Below are 20,123 nucleotides of genomic sequence, written 5' to 3' on the forward strand. Positions count from 1 at the left end.
ATGGCCACCCCCTCACTTCGCCGTGATCCGGACCGCGCCGGTCGTCGTGTCGCCCTTGTCGTCGGTGACGGTCAGATGCGCCGTGTACGACCCCGCGCGCGCGTACGTGTGCTCGGCGCTGCCGCTCTCCGTGCCGGAGGGCTTGGCGTTGTCGCCGAAGTCCCAGTGGTACGAGGCCGCGGTGCGGCCCGTCGGGAGCTTCACCGTGCTCGTGAGCTTGACGGCGAGCGGCGCCGTGCCACCGCCCGGGTCCGCCTTGACCGTCACCTTCGCGCCGGTCTTCTTCTCGACGCCGGGGCCGTTGAAGCGCAGCCAGTCGAGGGTGAGGAGATCGGCCTTGTCGGACGACCACTCGGGGTTGGTGAAGACGGCGTACAGCTTCGTCGTCCCGTCGTGGCGGGCCAGTTCGGCGGTCGGCGAGATGAAGTTGCCCCAGCCGCCCGTGTTCGGCACGGTCACCTTGCCGAGCAGCTTGCCCGTCGGAGACCCGGCGCGGAACTCGATGTCACCGCCGAGACCGCCCGAAGCCGTGCCCACGGTCACGGAGTCGACGCCCTTGAGGTTCACGGGGTCGAAGGAGACCCAGTCGCCGTCCTCGATCTCGATGAGCCGCTTGCCGCCGGACGCGTCCGCGCGGTCACCGGTGTCCACACCTCCGTGCGCCCCACCGGTGGCGGTGCGGTGCTCGGCCTCGCGGAAAGAGGTCCGCAGCGTCAGGGATGCGGAACCCGTCAGGGCGGGCACTCCGGACGCGCCCTTGTCCTCGTACTGGGCGGTGATCCCGTAGTAGAGATTCTGGCCAGGTCCGTGGCTGTCCCCGGCGTCCGTCACGATCTCGCCCGCGCAGCCGGTGTAGTTGTCCAGCGGGTGCAGATGGGCGTCGTGCCCGAGCTGGGACTGGACGACGACCCGCTTGCAGTCGATCTTCCCGTCCTCCTTGTCGGTCACCTTGATCTTGAACGGGATCGTGTCCCCGAAGCTGAACGTCCCGCCGTTGGGCGGCTGCTGGATCGTCACCACGGGACGGGTGTTCCCGACGGTGACCTCCTGCACGGCCAGACCGCTCAGACCGTCCGGGCCCGTCACCTTCAGCCGCGCGCTGAACTGCCCCTTCTTGGTGTAGGTGTGGGTCGGGTCGGCCTCGGTCGAGTCGGTCGTGCCGTTGCCGTCGAAGTCCCACGCGTACGTGACGGGCTTGTCGCCCGGCAGTCCCGAACCCTCACTGGAGAATGCGACCTTGAGCGGGGTGCCACCGTTGTCCGGAGTGGCCTTCACACGGGCGTCCGGCAGCCGCCCGTCCGCCACGTAGTCGATGCGGTAGATGCCCGCGCCCTCGTTGCTGCCGCCGCGGCCCGTGCCGCTGCCGAGCCCGAAGTCGATGACGTACATCGCGCCGTCAGGCCCGAAGTCGGCGTCGAAAGGCTGGTTCCACTTCATGTCCGGGAAAATGGAGTTGATCGAGTTCAGGTCGCCCGCCTTCGCGGGGTCGAAGCGCGGATCGTTGAACGTCTGGTCCTTCTCCTGCATCGAGAAGACCTTGAACCACTGCCGCGTCAGCTCGTAGTTGAACCACTTCCCCTCGAAGTACTCGGGGAACTTGGTCTTGTACGTGTTGTCGGCGTCGTAGTCGTAGACGGGACCGCTCATCGGTGCGCCGCCCCCCGTGCCGAGTTCGGGGAACTCCGCGGAGGCGGAGTAGGCGTACCAGACGTCCGCGGGCTGCGCCGGCGGCAGCTCGCGCAGACCCGTGTTGTTCGGGGAATCGTTCACGATCTTCGCGCAGTCGAATTTCGCGCCCGACTTCTTCGTCGCGAAGTCGTAGTCGTTGAACGGGGTGTTGTTGCCGACGCAGTAGGGCCAGCCGTAATTGCCCGCCTTGGTGATGCGGTTGAACTCGACGGTCCCCTCGGGGCCGCGGTCGGCGACGGCAGCCCTCGCGTCGGGCCCGTAGTCCGCCATCAACAGGGCACCGCTCAACGGGTCCGTGGTGATGCGGAAGGGGTTGCGCATGCCCATCGCGTAGATCTCGGACCGGGTCTTGTCGGTCCCCGGCGCGAAGAGATTCCCCTCCGGCACGGAATACGTACCGTCGTCCTTCGGCGTGACGCGCAATACCTTGCCGCGCAGGTCGTTCGTATTGCCCGAGGTGCCTTGCGCGTCCCAGGCGCGGCGGCCTTCGCGTTCGTCGATCGGGCTGAATCCGTCCGACGCGAACGGATCGGTGTTGTCACCGGTCGCGATGTACAGATCACCCTTCTTGTCGAAGGCGATCGAGCCCGCCATGTGCGAGTTCGCCCGGCCCTCACCACGCAACGTGGGAATGGTCAGGAGCCGCTTCTCCGTCGCCGGATCGACCTTTCCGTTCGCTTCGGTGAAGCGGGAGAGATTGATGTGTTTCTCGGTCTTGTCGGAGTTCAGGAGATAGATCCAGTGGTTGTCCTGGAACTTGGGGTCGAGCGCGAGGCCGAGCAGCCCGTCCGACTGACTCGTCATCTCGGGCGCGTAGTCGAAGTCGAGCGCCGTGGAGACCTTCAGCGTCTCCTGGTCGATGATCTTCAGCTTGCCGGTCCGCTGGATGAAGAACACCCGGCGGTCGGGGGCGACGGCCAGCTCGAAGGGGTCGGCCAGATCGTTGGTGGCGAGCGGCGTGCGCTGGAAGGCGCCGGTCTTGGTGGCGGTGCAGTCACCGGGCTTGTTGCCGGCGGCCCACTCGATGCCGCCGAGAAGGTGCTTGAGGAAGCCCTCTTCCTGGAAGGCCGACTTGTTGTGCCCGCCCGCCGTGTACCAGGAGCGGCCGCCGTCGTAGTTCTGGCACCAGGACCACGGCTGGTCGACGCCCTCGTCGAGACCGGTGACGCCGTCACGCACCTTGACCTGCGCGAGCGTGTGCACCTTCCCCGTCGGATTGGCGCGCCAGTTGTACCACTCCTCCGTGCGCTCCCAGAGCTCCGGAAGTCCCTTGGTGGAGGGGTGCGCGTGGTCGAGTACCTTGATCCGCCCGGTCTGCACCTCGGGGTGCTTGTCGAAGATCGCGCCGACCAGACCCTCGTACCAGGTCCAGTCCCGCTCGCTGGCCGATGCCGAGTGCAGCCCGACCCAGCCGCCGCCCGCTCGGACGTACTTCTGGAAGGCCGCGCGCTGCTCGGCGTCGAGCAGATCGCCCGTCTGTGGGGTGGAGTTGGTGTTGTTGAAGACGATGGCCTGGAAGCGGGCGAGATTGGCGTCGGTGAAGGCGGCCGCGTCGTCCGTGTCCTCCACCTCGAAGCCGTTCTCGCTGCCGAGCTTCTTGATGGCCTCGATGCCCGCGGGGATCGATTCGTGGTGGGAGTTCGTGGTCTTGGAGAAGATCAGAACGCGGAACGGGTCGGGTGCGGGTGCGGCTGCGGGTGCTGTTGAGGCTGCGGCTGTGGTTGCGGCCTTCGGCTCCGGATCCGCTTGTGCCGTGGCGCGGGGCGGAGCGGTGAGGCCGAGGCCGATCACGAGAGCCAGCAGGGCGATGAGCGCGAGCCAGGAGCTCGGCGTGGTGGGGCCGGGTCTCGGCCGGACGGGTCCGCGTCTGGGCGCGGTGGGACTCGTGGTACTCATGGCGCTCCCTGGGCTGGGCGGGTGGACGGCTGCCGGTAGCCGGGTGTGCGTTGAGTGCGAGTTGCGGGGTGCGGGTTGCGCGGTACGAGTTGCGCGGGTGGTTGACCTCTGGGTCTCGGTGCGCGGAGACTAGAAAGCGCTTTCTCCCTGCGCGTTGCTCAGCGTAGGTTCCGCTCTGACGGAGGGTCAATGGGTCGGAAGGGCCTGGCGTGAGAAGGGAGTCACCGAGAGGTACCGGTTGATGTACCGGTAGAGGTGCTGGTATGAGGTCGCGTGTGCGGGGGAGGGTTTCAGGGCCAGGAAACAAAGCCGTACGGAAGCCGGACAAGTGCTGTACGGAAGCCGTACCGAAACGAAACCGCCCAGCCGCACGGAAGCCGTACCGAAGCCGCACGGCAGAGCTGCATCGCAGTGCTGCACGGCAGAGCTGCACAGCACTGCTGCCCGGCAGAGCTGCACAGCACTGCTGCCCGGCAGTACGGAAGCCGTACCGAAGCCGCACAGGGGAGTCTCCCGCCATGTCTGACCACGCCTCGACACCCGCCCCCGCCGCGTACACCGCCGGACTGGTGAACGCGGCGGACGGCGTTCCCGTCGCCACGTACACCTGGCTGCCCGAAGGCGGCCGACCGCGCGCGTTCGTGCAGATCGCGCACGGCGCCGGTGAACACGGACTGCGCTACGACCGGTTCGCGCGCCACCTGATGGCGCACGGCTATGGGGTGATCGCCTCCGACCACCGGGGCCATGGCGCGACGGCGCAGGCGACGGGTGGGTACGGGGTGACGGGTTCGTCGGCCGACGCGTCTGCCGCAGGGCCCTCCTTCGACAGCTGGCGCGCCATCGTCGACGACCTCAAGGCGATCGGCGACCAGGTGCGCACCCTGAATCCCGGAACGCCGCTCTTCCTGCTCGGCCACAGCATGGGCTCGCACCTGGCCAGGGACTACGCCCAGGAGTTCCCGGACGGCCTCGCGGGCCTGATCCTCTCCGGTACGTTCCGCTCCCTGCCCGGGGTCGGCATCGAGGAGTCGATCGTCCGCCTGGAGCGCGAGATCGCCGAGGACGGCCGCGAGTCGCTCTCCTCCTACCTCCCCGAACTCTTCGCCACCTTCAACGACCGGTACCCGCACCGCACCGGATTCGAGTGGCTCTCCCGCGACGAGGCCGAGGTCGACGCGTACGTCGCCGACGAGCGCTGCGGATTCCCGTTCTCCGCCGGGCTCTGCCTGGACTGGGTGCGTGCCGTACGCAAGATGAACGACCCGCGGAACCTGGCCCGGGTCCCGGCGGACCTGCCCGTCCACATCGCTGTCGGAACCGAGGACCCCTGCAACCAGGGCATGACGCTGGTCCATGAACTCCTGGAGGACTTCCGGTACGTGGGCCTGGACGACCTCACCTGGCGGGGGTACGAGGGGGCACGCCACGAGATCCTCAACGAGACCAACAGGGACGAGGTCCAGGAGGACCTGAGCGACTGGCTGGACAAGCGGGTGCTGTGAAGGGCGTCCGGGGCGCCCCCGTCACCCGGGGCGCCCCCGTCACCCGGGGCGCCCCCGTCACCCAGGGCGCCGCCGTCACCCAGGGCGCCACTGTCAGTGGCGTTGGCTACGGTTCACGGCATGTCTCGAGCTCATGCCAAAGCCCAGGTCACGGGTGACGATGTACGCCGTATCGCACTGTCCCTGCCGGACACGACGGAGAAGATCGCCTGGAGCATGCCCACCTTCCGGGTGGCCGGAAAGATGTTCGCCACGCTTCCCGAGGACGAGACGTCCATCGCCGTGCGCTGCCCGAAGGAGGAGCGCGACGAGTTGGTCCTCGCGGAGCCGGACAAGTTCTGGATCGCCGACCACGAGGCGATGTTCGCCTGGGTGCGCGCACGGCTCTCGGCCCTGGACGCGGCCGAGCTGAAGGACGTCCTAGCCGACTCCTGGCGCCAGGCCGCCACCACCCGACTCCTTGACGCCTACCCGGAGTTGGGTCTGCCGCCGACGGGCTGAGGCGATCGGTCGCTGTCAGTGCGCCATGGCATGATCCAGGCACATGATCCGGGCACATGATCCGGGCAGGGGCGGAGGGCGAGGGTCCGCGGGACGGCGGGCCCGCCGCGCTGCCGCCAGGGGGAGGAGACAGGGGTGCCGTCAGGGGACGGGGTGGACGAGGACGGGCGCGCGCGGATCCCGGTGGAGCGGCGGGGCGAGGACGAGGACGCGGGTAAGAGCAAACGCGGAGACGCGGGCAAGGACAACGAGGCGGGCAAGGGCAACGACGCGGATAAGGGCAAGCCACCCGATCGCGCGCTCGATCGCGCACCCGTTCCCGCGCTCGATCGCGCACCTGCTCGCACCCCAGGTCGCACCCGGGATCGCGCCCCAGATCGCAAGGCCACCATGCCGATGATCACTGAGCGCGCGAGCATCTGGTCGCGGGACTTCGGGTTCTTCTTCGGCGCGCGCACAGTGGCCAAGCTCGGCGACACCATGCTGCCCGTCGCGCTTGCCGCGGGGCTGCTCCAGCACGGGCACGGTGCGGGAGCCGTCGGGCTCGCCATGGCCGCCACGACGGTCTGCTTCGCGGGCCTGGTGATCTTCGGAGGGGTCTTCGCCGACCGCTTCAGCACCCGCCTGCTGATGATCGGCGCGGACGTGGTCCGGCTCGGCACGCAGTCGGTCGCGGCCGTCCTCTTCTTCTCCGGCCACGTCGTCCTCTGGCAGATCTGCGTGATCGGCGCGGTCAACGGCGCGGCGGGCGCCCTCTTCCAGCCCGGCGTCGCCAGCACGGTCCCGCGTCTGGCCACCGACGTCCAGAAGGCCAACGGCGCGATACGGGTGGCCGAGTCGGCCGCGGCCCTGGCAGGACCGGCCGTCGCGGGCGTCCTGGTGGCCTTCGCCGCACCCGGCGCCGTCTTCGCCGCGCACGCGGGAACGTACGGACTGAGCGCCCTGTGCCTGGTGCTGCTCAGGCTGCCGCCCGCGCGCCCCGGCTCGCTCCCGCACAGCAACGGCTTCCGGGCCGATCTGGTGCAGGGGTGGCGGGAGTTCAGGTCGCGCACCTGGCTCTGGGGCGTCATAGCCATCTTCAGTGTCCTGATGATCACGACCACGGGCCCCCTGACGCCGCTCGTCGCCACGCTGGTCGTCCAGGAGCACGGCTCGGGCGCGTACGGCCTGGTGAACTCCGCCCTGGGCGCCGGCACCGTGCTCGGCGGCCTGGTCGCCCTGCGCCTGCGCCCCCGCCGCATGCTCCGCGCCGGTTCCATGGCCCTGATCGGCTACTGCGCGTTCCCGGCGGCCGTCGGCGCGCAGGCCGGCGTCCCGCTCATGGCGACCGGTGCCGCGGTCGCGGGCGCCGGGCTCTCCTTCTGGGGCGTCATGTGGGCGACGAGCGTCCAGACCCAGGTGCCGCCCGACGTCCTCAACCGCATCCACGCATACGACGTCGCGGGATCGATCGCCCTGTTGCCGGTCGGCCAGGCGCTCGCGGGCCCCGCCGCGAGCGCCTTCGGCGCGGAGCAGGTCCTCATCACGGGCGCCGTGACGACGGTCGTCGTCTGCCTGGGCCTGCTCTCGGTGCCCGCGATACGTGGATTGGTGCGGGTGGACGGGAGGGCGCCCGTCTCGGGCGGAGGACCAGCGGGCGAATCGGTGCCCGGACGCCGACCGGAGGGCCGCCCCGCGACGGGGCGACCCGACGGGGCTAAACGGGGCGATGCGAGAGCCCGTGCCGCGCGCCCAGAAAACCGGTGATCCGCTCCCGCAGAGAGCGGACGTCGAGCCCGTGCGCGGCCATGTGCTCGTCGATCTGCCCATAGCGGCGCAGCTCAGCACGGCCGACCCCAAGGCCGAGCACCCGGTGCGGGACATCGGCGAGCGCGTCGTTGGCGGCGGCGGTCGAGGTTCCGGCCAGATAGGGCTCGACCACCACGACATCGGCCACCGCCCCCGCCCCGGTCGCGCGGCGCAGGGCCTCCCGGTCGAAGGGCCGCACCGTAGTCGCGTACAGGACGGTCAGATCGAGGCCTTCACTCGCGGCGAGCACGTTGTCCAGCATCGGCCCGACGGCGATCACGACGCCGCCGCGGCCTTCGCGCACTGTGCGAAAGCGGGCCCCGTCGACCGGCAGCCCCCGGGCGTTCGACTGCACGGAGAGCCGGACGTAGACCTTGTCGTCGCCCGCGGCGACCGCGTGCCGCAGCAGGGTCTCGGCCTCGTCCGGGTGCCCTGGCACATGCACGGTCCAGCCCTCCAGGGTGTCGAGGAGCGCGACGTCGCCCGGTGACATGTGCGTAAAGCCACCGGCGGGCCAGTCGAAGGAAGCGGCGGCGCTGACCAGCACCCCGCCCACGCCCTGATGCCCGAAATCCAGCTTCACCTGCTCGAACGGCCGCTCCACGAGAAAGCTCGCGAAGGTGTGCACGACGGGCCGCAGTCCGGCAAGGGCGAGCCCGGCACCGGTCCCCACGAGCAGCTGCTCGCGGATACCGACATTGATCACCCGGTCGGGGTGCTTGCGCTGCGCCTCCGTGAACGCGTCCGCGCCGATCTCGGCGAGGACGACGGCGACGCGCGGATCCTCGTCGAGCAGCCGCGAGACGACGGGGCCGAAGCGATCACGCATGGTGTCCATGACAGAAAACCTCCGAAAGAAAAAGAATTGGAAGCGAAGACGGCCGAGGGCCTGCCGGACAACCGCAGGCCCTCGCACGGGCGCCGCCCGCGCCTGCCCCCGCGACGGACGCTCAGGTCAACTTGGGTCCGCCGACGGCCCCCTTCGGCTCGACCCGAGCCACGACCACCCGCGGCCGCCCCGGATGCGGGGCGGTGAACGCCGCGTACAAGGCGTTGTGATCACGCCCGTCGACGGTCTCGGCGGACCACCCCGCGGCCTCGAAGCGCGCGGCGATACCACCGGGCCTGGCGTGCCGGGCGGAGGCGTTGTCGATCACGACGGTGTGCAGCCGCTCGAGCCCGGAGGGCCCGGCGAAGGCGATGGCCTCGTGATTGCTGCCCTCGTCCAGCTCCGCGTCCCCGACGAGCACCCACACCCGGGCGTCGGCGATCTTTCGCGCGCCGAGCCCCAGCGCCGTCCCGACCGCGAGCGGCAGCCCATGCCCGAGGGACCCGCTCCCGATCTCGACCCCCGGCACGAGCACCCGGTCCGGATGGTGCCCCAGCGGGGAGTCGTACGCCCCGAACCCCTCCAGCCAGTCGACGGGAAGGAAGCCCTTGGCAGCGAGGACGGCGTAGTACGCCATGGGCCCGTGCCCCTTGGAGAGCAGGAACCGGTCGCGCCCCGGATCGTCCACGCGCTCGGGTGTGACCCTGAGCACCCGGTCGTAGAGAACCCAGAGCGCGTCGAGGGTGGATGTCGCGGCGGGCCCATGCTTCTCGTCGCCGGTCATGAGCCCCATGAGGCGGGACAGGTCTGCGTATCCGTACGCGTTGCCGCGTTCCGTTGTCGTCGTCATGACACAGAGCGTGCAACCTCAAGTTCCCTTGAGGTCAATAGGGCGCGAAAGGCGTGAGCGATCACGGCCCGGAGTGCGGTATTGTTTCGGTGCGCGTTCAGCCAGGGGAAAACCCCAGGTCACACGGGCACCGGGACGTGGCGCAGCTTGGTAGCGCACTTGACTGGGGGTCAAGGGGTCGCAGGTTCAAATCCTGTCGTCCCGACGGAAACGTCGCAGGTAGGGGCCATCTTCGGGTGGCCCCTACTTCGTGTTTGGGAGCAAATCTGGGAGCGGGGAGCCGCTCCCCGTGCTCCCTGGGAGCGGGAGTCTGGGAGTAACGTCAACCGGCGGTCGACGGCGGGTCGCCCGATCCGGTCGCTCCCACAGAAGATCTCCGCTGGGTGGCGTGGCGTGGGTGTCAAGGGGTCTCACCCTTCACCCCTTGTCCGAATATCCGTCAAGGGGCCGTGCTCCCACTCGACCCCTTGACGGCTTTTGCCGACCCCTTGTCTGGGTGGACTCCGTGTCTTGGCGTGCACGGCATCCAGAGGTTGAACGCGGTGGCGGGAGGCCGTGCAGGTCGCAGGGGGTGGCGGCTGGGGGTGGCTGCTCCTGTGGGTCCCCTTGGCGGGGTGCGAGTGGACGTTGGCGTCTGTAGGGCGCTGTATGGAGACGCTCGCGGTGCGTTCTCGGTCGTGCGTTTGGTGACGAGGTCCGGCTCCTGCGGGTGCGCCTGCCGAGAACTCCATCGGCGCAGTTCAAGCGGCATGTTGGTATTCGTGGAGGACTCCGCCGAGGCGGTCTCTCCGGCGCACTTTCAGTTGGGTGATTTGTGCGTGGGGGAGTGGTTCGGGGGGGCGGCACGTAGGGGGTGCTGCCTGGTCTATTGCTTGGTGGGGCCGGTGGAGGTTGTAGTGCAGTTCGAACTGGTGGAGCGCAAGGCGTAGGTGGTGCTCGTTCCAGATGAGAGTGCGGTCCAGGAGTTCGTGGCGGCAGGTCTGGACCCAGCGTTCCATGATGGCGTTCATGCGGGGGATCCGGATGCCGGTGCGTACGACTTGGATGCCGGCGGTGCGCAGGATTTCGTCGAAGAGGGCGGGGTATTTCGCGTCCCGGTCCCGGATCAGGTACACGAAGGTGGTGTTGGCGTCCGTGAGGTCCATGGCCAGGTTGCGGGCGGTTTGACTGACCCAGGCCGCGGTGGGGTGGGCTGTGGTGCCGAGGATCCGGATGCGGCGGGTGGCGTGCTCGATGACCGTGAGGATGTACTGGCGCTGCCCCGTCAAAGTCACTGTCTCGATGAGGTCGCAGGCCAGGAGAGCGTCTGCCTGCGAGCGCAGGAAGTCGGCCCAGGTGGTGGCTGCCCGATCGGGCGCGGGGTCGATGCCCTCGGCCGTGAGGATCTCCCAGACAGTGGAGGCGGCGACTTTGATGCCGAGGGCGGTGAGTTCGCCGTGCACCCTGCGGTAGTCCCACGCCGGGTTCTTACGGACCAGGCGCAGGACCAGTCTGCGGATCGAGTGGACCGTGTGCGGTCGTCCGGGCTTCTTCGGTCGGCAGGTGCAGGCGTGGCGCCGTTTGATCAGATCGCGGTGCCAGCGAAGCACGGTGTCGGGCCGGACCACTAGCCGGAGTCGACGCAGGGTCTGGCGTGGCAGGGGGATCAGCAGAGCGGCGAGGAACGCCCGGTCTGCGGGAGTGAACTTGATGCGGTCCGTGCCGAGTTGTCGCTCAAGGGCGGTGAGCTGGTGGCGTGGCGCAGGGCGAGTATCTCCGCGTCCTTGTCGCAGTCACTCAGCGGCAGCAACCGCAGCGCGGAGAACAGGTTGGTGACGGTCAAGTAAACAAGACGCAGCAACGCGAAATCATCCTGCCGCACCGTCGCTGACGCTCCTGATCTGCATGGATGACATTTCCGGCAGGCGCAGTGCTGCTCGGCAATCCCGAGGGCCTGGTCGACCTGGTGCTGTGCGGAGTCCGGCGCGGGAGAGCAGAACTCGGGTCGCCAATGGGTCGGCAAGCTCCGAAGTGGAACCAGGCGGCGAGGGCCAGCGGCGGTCGGAATTTCCCCGCCGGAGAGGAAACCGCCAACTTCTCAGTGGGCCTTTCCGTGACTTCGAGTTTCAGACTTTGAGGGCGGCGACTTCCCGCGCCCGTCCCGCCAGCTCCTTCACCGGCCGCGCGGTGGAATGCGCGCGCATCTCCCGGCGCATCGTCCCGAAGTGCTCGTCGCCGCGCGCGGAGGAGACGAGCTCGTACTCGTCCAGGAATCGGCCCCAGGAGGTGCACGCCGCATCCAGGTGTCCGTGGGCGAGCTGCCGTTGGGCCAGCAACGCGTAGGAGTGCACGCGACCCTGCCGCTCCTGTGCGGGCTGCACTTTGATGGAGTCCTGCAGTGCTTTGATGCTGCCGGGCAGGTCCCGCTCCTCGTACAGCACATGCGAGAGGTGGAAGAGCCATGCGGTGCGGTCGTATCCGCCCACGGCGTCGCGCCGGTTGTCGGCCTTCGACAGCGCGGCCTCGGCCTCGCTCAGCCGTGCGTGGGCCTGCCTGCGGTCCTTGACCATGGACGCGGCATGGGCCTGCTGACCACGCAGGAACGCGACCAGGCGCGGGCCGGCCTGTGGTGCGGCCTCGGCGGCGCTGTCGGCGAACTCAAGCCCCTTGCGGCCGTGGCGAAGGCTCGTCATCTGCAACGACATGCCGCGCAGTGTGCGGCAGTACGTCACATGGTCCCCGGCCTCATCGGCGAGAGAGAGGGCTTTGAGGTACCAGCGCTGGGCGGCGGCGTGGTCTTTTTCGTACATCGCCATCCAGCCGGTCAGATACGTCAGGTCCGAGGCTGCGGCTTTCATGTCAGCAGCGACGGGTTCTGACGCCTGCGCCTTCAGCCACGGACCGACCGTGTTCACCAGGAACGCGGCGGCCATCGGCCGCGCGTGGCCTGCACCGTCCTCATCCAGGATGTCCGCGATCCTGATCGTCGTGCGCCGCACCGAGGCGACCTGCGAGCCGCCGATCCGGGTTGTGGCCTTGCCCGGTGAGACCGGCTCGCTGGCGTGCGCTGCCGCCGTGCCGAAGACGGGCACAGCCAGCGCCGCGGTGAATACACCGGCAGCGAGAACGCCGCGTCGAGAGGGATCCATATCCGCCCTTCCCAGGTCAATCAACTCCTCAACAGTGTCGCGGTGTTCAGAGCCCCTGGCGGACGGGGGCAGGGTCAGGCCCGCCTCCTCGTGCGTGATGGGCCTGCCGAGTTTCTCCGACAGGGCGACCACCACTATCGCCCTGACCTGTTGCTTTGGCTGGTGTCCGCGAAGCCACATCGAAACGGACTGACCGCTGTAGGCCAGCGGCATCCCGGCGAGGGCGCCGATGCGGTTCACCGCGCGGGCGAGTTCTCCGCGCTGACATTGCCCCTGGTCAAGCAGGGTGGCCAGCCTGGTGTTCGGCGTACGCGGTGTGCCTGCCATGAGTGATTCTCCCGCCAGCTCCGACAGCTTTTACGGCGTTTACGTGCGCGCTCTTCTTTCACGGTACCCGCGCAGCGTGACCGGTAGTTGGCTGTACGTCAGGAACCAGACGCAACCATCACGCCCAGCCCGGGAGCCCACGGTGACCCTCACGACCACCCCCCGCCACCAGACCAGCGACCCCGTGGACCTGGCCCTCGTCGACGACGCCGTCCACCGCGCCGAAGGACTCGCCGTCGCCAACCCCAGCAGCCGTCTCGCCGACTCCGTGGCCTCCGAACTGGCCACCTACCTGGTCGCCCTCATCACGCCTGCCGAGTACCACCTGAACCGCATGCCGCGCCGCAGCCCCGCCGAGCAACGCGCTCGCGACATCCTCGCCGACAGCATCGGCCACGCCAGATCCGTCCATCACGACCAGCAGACCGGCGCCTTCACCAACCCCAGCGCCCGGCTCTACCTCCTCGCCGGGGCGTGCCGCCTGCTGAAGAACGCGATGGTGCCGTCGTGGTGAGCCGCTGGGGCGGCTACCGAGCCCGGCGCCCGGTGCGCTCCGGAGTGACCGAGACGGTCATCACCACGGCGCTGGTGTCGCTGGTCGTGATCGCCTTCAGCCTGCTCCTCATCCGCACCCTCACTGGCGCCTAACGCCTCCTCCAACTCCCGTGCCGGGCCTGACCAGCCGCCCTCGGACCTCTCCGTCCGAGGTGGTCCGGCGCGGGCCCCGCGGGCAGAGCCGCCCGCCCCGAAACACCACCGACGAAAGGAACCCGCCATGAGGCAACGCCTGGACCAATCCACCAGCCTGCAAGCCACCACGCTCGGCGGCATCGAGCTGGGCCCGCTGTTCACCGACCACGCCCAGTTCGAGGTCCCCGACCTGGCAACTCGCTTTGCCTACAAGAAGGAAGCAGGCTCCTCGGACACCAACCACGAGTACGACAGCCTCAAGGTCTGACCTGCCCCCAGCACACGCGTGCGCGTGGGCCCGGCCAGGCCCAGACCCCGCCCGGCCGGGCCCCGCGCCCCACCTCGTGGAGGACTCGTGCTCAAACTGCGTATCCAACCCACCCCGATGAGCCGCGATGCCAGCGCCTGGGCGTGGAACAACACCCGCCTGCAATGCGGCGCGTCCTGGGTCGCCCCGCTCGACCATCCGTCCCTGGATGCGATCGCCCTTACCGACCGCGACACCGGACGAGCCCTCGTCCATGTCCGCGAGCGTGACGCCCACCGTGCAGGCAGTGCCCGACGTGCCGTCGTGGAGCTGTCCACCACCCCCTTCCGCCAGCTTCGTGCGGAGCTCCTGGCGTGGCCCCTGAACTTCGTCGCCATCGATCTTGCCCCTGACGGCACGGTCAGCATCCGGGCTGGTGAACGCGGCAGCGCCCCGCTGTACCTGACAGCCAACAGTGGTGTGCTGCACGGGTCGTGGACCACCGCCGACCTCGTCAAGCGCATGCCTCGCGTGGACTTCCATGTCGCCGAGACGGCCCGACTGCTCAGCCTGTGGTTCCGCTACAGCCATCACACCTGCTTCACCGGTCTGTACCGGCTGACCGAGCGCACAGCCGCCCACTACGACGGTCACGGGCCGATCCGCTTCGAGCAGCCCGTCCCGGCGCTGCATTCCAAGGCCCGCGCTCTCGCTGGCGACGCCGACGTACTGACCGCGTACGGCCGCCTGCTCGACGCGGTGCTCGACCGACACCTCTACGACCCGGACACCACCAGCGCACACGTTTCAGGCGGCTTCGACTCGGCCGTCACCAGCACCCATCTGTCAGTGCGCCACCCGGGAAGGATCACCGCTTCGGCGATGCTGCTACCGGGCCCGATGGGAGAGCAACAGCGCACGCGCCGTGCCGAGATGCTCCGCACCGGGCGCTTTCGCACAGACATCACCACACCGGCCCTGCCCCCGCTGCACCCGGACGGACGCCGCGCCCTGGGCGGATACGTCTACCCCTACGAAGAGCCCTACCACGAGTCCACAGCCGCCCTCATCCAACAACTGGCCGGGGCAGGCATCCGTACCGTGGTGACCGGGATCGGCGGAGACGAGATGCTCGCCCTCACCCCCCAGGAAGCACCACACCCGCCCGTCGGTCCTGGGCACGCGTTGACCGAGTGGCTGGGCCCCGTCGCCCGCGAGGCCCTCATGGACGTGGACGGGGACACCTGCCCGCCCGCCGTCGTCAACGAAATGACCCTGCTCGCGATGGCATCGGCCGCGCCGCTGCTGCTCGAGGCGGGGATATGGCCTCTGCACCCCTTCGCCGATCCGGACATGATCCGCTTCGGCGAGTGGCTGCCCCGTTCCTGGCGTTCCCGCAAGAGCCTGCACCGCCGCCGCTTGACCGCCCTGGGTCTGTCCGAACTGGTCGTGGAGCCACCCCTGCCGGAAAACTTCACCGACGTCATGAACACCGCGATCCGCACCACCCTGCCCGCGCAGGTGCGACGCCTACTCGATCAGGGATCTCCGCTCATCGACGCCAAGCTCGTAGACCCAGACACCCTCACCCAAGCCCTGACGCGCATCGAGTCCGGCGACATCCGGTCGACAGATGACCGTCTCGCCGACGTCGTCGCCGCTGACCTCGCCCACCGCGCCGCCCACAACTGAGAGCCTCAAAGACATGTACGTGATGCGCCCCGCCACCGCCCACGACCGCACCGCCTACACCCAGCTGATCCGCGCCCGCGCCGCCTGGATGGTGAGCACGGGCAAGGTCGGCGGCGCAGACCTCCTCGAATACGACCGGGCCGAACAGATCGCCGCACAGGCAGGGAACGGACACACCCCCGTCTGGGCTCTGCTCTCCCCCGAGGCAGAGCTCATCGGCTGCACCAGCCTCTACGACCAGACCCCCGAATGGGGATGGACCGATGCCGAGCGCACCGAGCCCGCGCTCTTCCTGGCCACCACCTTCACCCATCCCGACCACCAGGCCGCCAAGCCCGGCACCCTGATGGCCTGGTGGGCCCTGGCTCACGCAGCCCGCACCGGAAGGCTCTGGGTGCGGCGCGGCTGCGGTCACCAAGGACTCGTGCGCTACTACCGCGACCACCAGGGCTTCGACCTCATCCACACAACCGAGCGAGGAGGCCACCCCGCCTACCTCCTGGCCCGCAAAGCCGAGGAGCTCAACCATCTGCCCGTCACCACCGACCCCGCCAACACTTTCACCTGACTCCTCGGGAGACGCACGCGTGGCCAGCACCGTCACCAAGCAAGACGCCGCGTTCAACCGCAAAGCCTGGGACACCCTCGCCGTCAACGGCACCGGCCAAGAATCATCCCTGTACTGGCACTTTCGCGACGCGCCCGGGCCGGGCATCGAACTCCTGGGCCCCCTGGCGGGCGCGACCGTCGCCGAACTGGGGTGCGGCGCCGGTCACCACCTCGCCCACCTCACGCAGTACGGGCTTGCTCGCGGGATCGGCAACGACGTCTCGCCCGTGCGCATCCACCAGGCCGCCACTGATCACGCCGCCTACGAGCAGTTGGAGTGGTGGCTTGGGGACGCCGTGCGCATCGCCCCGCATCTGCCGCCGCTGGACGCGGTGTTCTCCGTGTTCGGCGGACTCTGGTTCGCTGACCCGCACCAACTCCTGCCCGCCCTCCACCAGCGCCTCAAGCCCGGCGGGCGACTCGTCTTCTCCTGCATGACCCGCGCCTCTGGCGCCCCCGAAGGACGCCGCCAGATGATCGTCTATACCCCGGCCACCGGCCGCGTTCCCGTTGTGCGCTGGATGTATTCGATCCAGGGCTGGCTACGGATCCTGGCCGAACACGGGTACCGCGTCGACACGGTCGACCGCTCCCACGACCCGCGCAACCAGCGTGTTCGCAGTACTGTATTCGCTGCCCACATCACCCAGTGATCTCGCTGAGCGATGATCCCGGAACAGGGCGCCGTGTTCGTCGGCGGCCGCGACGGGGCGGGCGCGGGCTGTGGGTGCCGATTATCCGTCCGGCCAGGTCAGCGGCCTGATGGCCTGTCGAGTCTGTGCGCCGGAATGGCTCGGTTCGGAGCCGGTGCGATTGCCGGGTCGTGGCCCGTGGGCGGCGTGATTGTTCTGTGGTGAGACTGGCTTACCTTGCGATGAGGAACGCTTTCGCCTTCATACGCCTGCTGTCGATGAGCGACCGCGACAAGGACGTGGAAATCCTGGCACTGCGGCACCAGCTCACTGTCCTGAACCGTCAGGTAAGCAAGCCGGTGTTCACTCCGGGCGACCGCACGCTGCTGGCTGCGCTCCTGCGCCACCTGCCGATGGCGAAGCTGCGTCAACTCCAGTTGTTGGTGCGCCCGGACACGGTTCTGCGCTGGCACCGTGATCTGCTCACCTGTCGGCATGCCGCGAGGTGTGCACCCAGGCGCCCCGGTCGGCCGCGGACTCTGCGCTCGATCCGGGCCCTGGTGTTGCGGTTGGTCCGGGAGAACAGCGTGTGGGGCTACCGCAGAATTCACGGGGAACTCGCAGCCCTGGGCATCAGAACCGCCGCTTCCACGGTATGGGAGATCTTGAGGGAGGTCGGCATCGGCCCCGCGCTGCAGCGGGACCGCACCACCTGGGCCGGTTTCCTGCGTTCCCAGGCCGATGCCCTGCTGGCCTGCGGCTTCCTGGAGACCCGCACCCTGGCTGGCACGCGGCTGTCCGTCTTCGCCGTGATCGAGCACGCCAACCGGCGTATCCGGATCCTCGGCGCCACCACTGGGCCCACGGCTGACTGGACCGCCCAGCTCGCCCGCAACCTCGTCATGGACCTGCAGGACGCCGGCAGCAGAGCCGCGTTCATGATCCGGGACCGGGACTCGAAGTTCACCGCCGCGGTCGACGCTGTCCTGGCCGACGCCGGGCTTCGGATCGTCCTCAGCGGCATCCAGATACCGCGGATGAACGCGATCATGGAGCGCTGGGTGGGTACCTGCAAGCGTGAAGTCCTTAACCGGACCCTGATCTGGAACCAGGCCCACCTCCTGCACACACTCCGCGAGTTCGAGCATTTCTACAACGAGCACCGCCCCCACCGCACGCTCCGCAGCGCTGCCCCGCTGCGACTGCTGCCCGGTCCAATCGTCGAACGAGCCCGATTGGATCACCTGGGCATCCGTCGGAAGGACCGGCTCGGGGGAGTGCTCCACGAGTACCAACACGCCGCCTGACCAGGCCGGATGAGAAATCGGTACCCACAGAGCTGGTGCAACGCCTCGGGGGTGGCTGTGCGGCGCTGGTGGTGCTGTTGCCGACGATCGGGGGCACCATCGCCCTGTTGGTCATGGCCGCCTGTAACGCGCCGATGACCCGAGTCCTGATCGCCGACGACGAGGCGTTGATGCGCACCGGCGTCCGGCTGGTCCTGGAGGACTACGACGAGATCCGTGTTGTGGCCGAGGCGCAGGACACCCGTGAGGCCGTCGAAGCCTGCCGGGTCCACACCGTCAAACGTGGCCCTCCTCGACATCCGGATGGCCGGGGACGGCATCACCGCCGTCGCCGAGATCGCCTGCCAGTCGCCCCGCACCCGCGCGGTGATGCTCACGGCCTTCGGTGAGGAGTCGACCGTCACCAGCGCCTTGTGCGCCGGGGCCCACGGCTACCTCCTCAAGGACACCGGCCCGCACGCGTTCATCGACGCCGTACGCCGCGCCGCCGCCGGGGACCCCGTCCTCGCGCCGCAGGTCACCCGCCAACTCGTCGAGTGGACCCGCATGGGGCACGGCAGCGACGCGGCTGCGGGCCGGATCGCAGCCCTGACACCCGCCGAACGGGACATCCTACGGCTGCTGGGCACCGGCCTCTCCAGCGCCGAGATCGCTGCTCAACTGCAGCTGAGCTCCGGCACGGTCAAGGCCCACATCAGCAGCATCCTCACCCGCACCGACTGCACGAACCGGGTCCAGGCCGCGGTGCTCGCGCAGGAGGCGGGCCTGCTCGGCTGAGACGCTAGCGCCCGCAGTCCTTGAAGTCCTGCCATCCGTGCGCGGTGGGCGGCCAGCGCCCCGCGTCCGTGAAGTTGGACTCCTCCTTGGACTGCTTGTCGGACTGTCTGTCGGACCGCTTGGCGTCCACGGAGATTCCGCCGTCCTTCTGGACGCCGGTACGCAGAGCTGAAGTTCCGTCGCCCGTCGACTGCAGGATCTGCAGCTCGGCCCTGCCGTCGTGGTCCTGGTCGGATGCACGGACACCGTCGACGTACGTCTTGGGGCGGATGCGGATGTTCCCGGTCCGTTCACTGGTCAGGTCGCGGGCGAGCGGCCCGTAGTGGACCTCGTGAACGAGCATGGCCTCCCGGGGCGAATCGCCTATGTCGGCCTGGCTGTAGAAGAGGGCGAGGTCGACATGTCCGTCGCCGTCGAAGTCGCCGATGGTGCCCCGCGTCGCCATGTCGTCGAGGATGGTCCCGCGCAGCTTCGCCCAGGTGCCGCGGACGTCGCCGACGTCGGCCTTGTCGCCGTCGCTGAACACCACAGAGGTGACACCGTCGTGGTCCGGATCGTTGATCTCGTCGAGGTGGCCGTCACCGTCGACGTCCGCACGCATCACGGAGATGTCCAAGGTCGTGCAGATCGCCATCGGGGCGTGGTCTCCGGGCCCTTGCGGGGCGAAGGCCGCGGACACGCCCCAGGCGGCTCCCGCGAGCACCAGAGCGACCGCGAGCGCTCGGACGAGGCCGCGCACCAGCCGTTCGCGGCGCGAGCGCTGCCGGGGCAGTGAGGCGAACACGTTTCCTGGAGCCGACATGCCCGGACCCTAGCGGTGGCGCTCCCGCGTCTGGCATGAGGGGTGCTTCTATCTGTTCGGTCAAGGTCTGCAAGTCTGGGCTCGGAAGCCGTATCTCAACCGAACGCGATCGCTTGATTCGTGCTGGTCAGGCGTGGTCTGAGTCAGAGTGAGGGAGGTAACCGGCGTTCTGCTTCCGCTTGTTCGTTGGGGGGGTGCCCCTATGTCTTTGGTCAAGGGAAACGGGGGCGCGCTGGGTCGGTGAGCCGGGCAGCATGACGGGGTGGCTGATCTGTTGTGGGATGACGTGAGTTCCTTCTTCGACCCGGCCTTGATGGGGTCGTTGCCGGACTTGGATGTCCCGAATGCCTCGGTGGAGGACTGGCAGGCGGTCCTCGACCCTGTCACGGAGAAGGGCTGGAAGTGCCAGTACTCCGAGGGAGAAGCGGTGCTTCCGGTGCCTCGGGCGGAGGTCGCGCTGTCCCGCCCGTCGGATGCCGAGTGCCCGGACCTGCGAGTCTGGCCGACGGCTGATGTGCTGGCGATCTTCCGTTTTCATGCCGACGATGAAGTCGACTTCGACGTCGACCTGCGGGAGTTGCAGGGCCAGGAGCGACTTGAGGTGTTCTGCGGCTTCCTCCGGGAGATCGGGAGGCGGCTGGGCAAGCCCGTGCTGATGGACCCGGAAGGCGACCATGGCCATCCGGTGCTCGGCTTCGATGTCGAGGCTGATCGAGTCGTTCTCCTCGCAGACCCGCAGGTCAGGTGACTGCGGCCGACGGCTGCGGTTCATAGAAGGTTCTGTCACGGAGCATCGCGAACAGGACGTCGGCCCGGCGTCGGGCAAGGCAGAGCAGGGCCTGTGGGGCTCAAAT

17 protein-coding genes, 1 tRNA gene and 1 pseudogene are annotated in these 20,123 nt (G+C 68.9%); 13 read left to right on the forward strand and 6 right to left on the reverse strand.

The features are described 5' to 3' along the window. Positions 1-12 precede the first annotated feature (12 nt). Entirely contained in the window at positions 13-3,585 is a 3,573-nt protein-coding gene (locus tag ACZ5CR_RS03580; RefSeq protein ID WP_468853188.1) for a ThuA domain-containing protein, read from the reverse strand. A 518-nt stretch (positions 3,586-4,103) separates the two neighbouring features. Here ACZ5CR_RS03580 and ACZ5CR_RS03585 point away from each other — a divergent pair. The 3 genes from ACZ5CR_RS03585 to ACZ5CR_RS03595 all read left to right on the forward strand — a co-directional run bounded on the left by ACZ5CR_RS03585 (position 4,104) and on the right by ACZ5CR_RS03595 (position 7,337). Beyond that, a complete protein-coding gene (locus tag ACZ5CR_RS03585) occupies positions 4,104-5,090 on the forward strand; it encodes an alpha/beta fold hydrolase (RefSeq protein WP_468853190.1) in 987 nt (328 codons plus the stop codon). 120 nt (positions 5,091-5,210) lie between these two features. Next, on the forward strand, positions 5,211-5,591 hold the full coding sequence (locus tag ACZ5CR_RS03590; protein WP_468853191.1) for an MmcQ/YjbR family DNA-binding protein: 381 nt from the start codon (positions 5,211-5,213) through the stop codon (positions 5,589-5,591). A gap of 390 nt (positions 5,592-5,981) precedes the next feature. Next, positions 5,982-7,337 carry an MFS transporter gene (locus ACZ5CR_RS03595; RefSeq protein ID WP_468853875.1) on the forward strand — a complete coding sequence of 452 codons (1,356 nt, stop codon included), beginning with the start codon at positions 5,982-5,984 and terminating at the stop codon, positions 7,335-7,337. On the opposite strand, the gene ACZ5CR_RS03600 is transcribed toward ACZ5CR_RS03595, so the two are convergent. Then, entirely contained in the window at positions 7,288-8,217 is a 930-nt protein-coding gene (locus ACZ5CR_RS03600) for a transketolase family protein (protein ID WP_468853194.1), read from the reverse strand. The genes ACZ5CR_RS03595 and ACZ5CR_RS03600 overlap by 50 nt on opposite strands. Positions 8,218-8,329: 112 nt before the next feature. Continuing rightward, complete coding sequence (locus ACZ5CR_RS03605; protein ID WP_468853195.1) at positions 8,330-9,058, reverse strand: transketolase; 729 nt, start codon at positions 9,056-9,058, stop codon at positions 8,330-8,332. A 131-nt stretch (positions 9,059-9,189) separates the two neighbouring features. Between ACZ5CR_RS03605 and ACZ5CR_RS03610 the strand changes: the two genes are divergently transcribed. Next, positions 9,190-9,263 (forward strand) — tRNA-Pro (locus ACZ5CR_RS03610). 535 nt (positions 9,264-9,798) lie between these two features. Here the strand turns inward: ACZ5CR_RS03610 and ACZ5CR_RS03615 are convergent. Both ACZ5CR_RS03615 and ACZ5CR_RS03620 read right to left on the reverse strand, forming a co-directional pair. Continuing rightward, positions 9,799-10,898 (reverse strand): annotated as a pseudogene (locus tag ACZ5CR_RS03615) (integrase core domain-containing protein). Between the two features lie 265 nt (positions 10,899-11,163). After that, positions 11,164-12,513 carry a hypothetical protein gene (locus ACZ5CR_RS03620; protein ID WP_468853198.1) on the reverse strand — a complete coding sequence of 450 codons (1,350 nt, stop codon included), beginning with the start codon at positions 12,511-12,513 and terminating at the stop codon, positions 11,164-11,166. A gap of 142 nt (positions 12,514-12,655) precedes the next feature. On the opposite strand from ACZ5CR_RS03620, the gene ACZ5CR_RS03625 reads away from it, so the two are divergent. From ACZ5CR_RS03625 to ACZ5CR_RS03660, 8 genes are all read left to right on the forward strand, one after another. Continuing rightward, on the forward strand, positions 12,656-13,027 hold the full coding sequence (locus ACZ5CR_RS03625; protein ID WP_468853200.1) for a hypothetical protein: 372 nt from the start codon (positions 12,656-12,658) through the stop codon (positions 13,025-13,027). Beyond that, positions 13,021-13,161, forward strand: a complete 141-nt coding sequence (locus ACZ5CR_RS03630; RefSeq protein ID WP_468853202.1) for a hypothetical protein — start codon at positions 13,021-13,023, stop codon at positions 13,159-13,161. Before ACZ5CR_RS03625 ends, ACZ5CR_RS03630 begins: the two co-directional genes overlap by 7 nt. A gap of 127 nt (positions 13,162-13,288) precedes the next feature. Continuing rightward, entirely contained in the window at positions 13,289-13,471 is a 183-nt protein-coding gene (locus ACZ5CR_RS03635) for a hypothetical protein (RefSeq protein ID WP_468853205.1), read from the forward strand. Positions 13,472-13,588: 117 nt separating this feature from the next. Next, positions 13,589-15,142, forward strand: coding sequence for an asparagine synthase (locus ACZ5CR_RS03640; protein WP_468853206.1), 1,554 nt, complete (start codon positions 13,589-13,591; stop codon positions 15,140-15,142). Between the two features lie 13 nt (positions 15,143-15,155). After that, positions 15,156-15,710: a GNAT family N-acetyltransferase gene (locus ACZ5CR_RS03645; protein WP_468853208.1), complete on the forward strand. Its 555-nt coding sequence runs from the start codon at positions 15,156-15,158 to the stop codon at positions 15,708-15,710. A 19-nt stretch (positions 15,711-15,729) separates the two neighbouring features. Then, positions 15,730-16,404, forward strand: a complete 675-nt coding sequence (locus tag ACZ5CR_RS03650) for a class I SAM-dependent methyltransferase (RefSeq protein WP_468853211.1) — start codon at positions 15,730-15,732, stop codon at positions 16,402-16,404. A gap of 221 nt (positions 16,405-16,625) precedes the next feature. Continuing rightward, on the forward strand, positions 16,626-17,690 hold the full coding sequence (locus ACZ5CR_RS03655) for an integrase core domain-containing protein (RefSeq protein WP_468853213.1): 1,065 nt from the start codon (positions 16,626-16,628) through the stop codon (positions 17,688-17,690). A gap of 282 nt (positions 17,691-17,972) precedes the next feature. Beyond that, the gene (locus ACZ5CR_RS03660; RefSeq protein WP_468853214.1) at positions 17,973-18,467 is read left to right on the forward strand and encodes a LuxR C-terminal-related transcriptional regulator; all 495 of its coding nucleotides are present in this window, start codon (positions 17,973-17,975) and stop codon (positions 18,465-18,467) included. Positions 18,468-18,471: 4 nt separating this feature from the next. Here the strand turns inward: ACZ5CR_RS03660 and ACZ5CR_RS03665 are convergent, their stop codons facing one another. Continuing rightward, positions 18,472-19,269 carry a hypothetical protein gene (locus ACZ5CR_RS03665; protein WP_468853215.1) on the reverse strand — a complete coding sequence of 266 codons (798 nt, stop codon included), beginning with the start codon at positions 19,267-19,269 and terminating at the stop codon, positions 18,472-18,474. A 262-nt stretch (positions 19,270-19,531) separates the two neighbouring features. On the opposite strand from ACZ5CR_RS03665, the gene ACZ5CR_RS03670 reads away from it, so the two are divergent. Next, a complete protein-coding gene (locus ACZ5CR_RS03670) occupies positions 19,532-20,017 on the forward strand; it encodes a hypothetical protein (RefSeq protein WP_468853217.1) in 486 nt (161 codons plus the stop codon). Positions 20,018-20,123 lie beyond the last annotated feature (106 nt).

It is taken from the genome of Streptomyces sp. NPDC031274, from assembly GCF_055570235.1.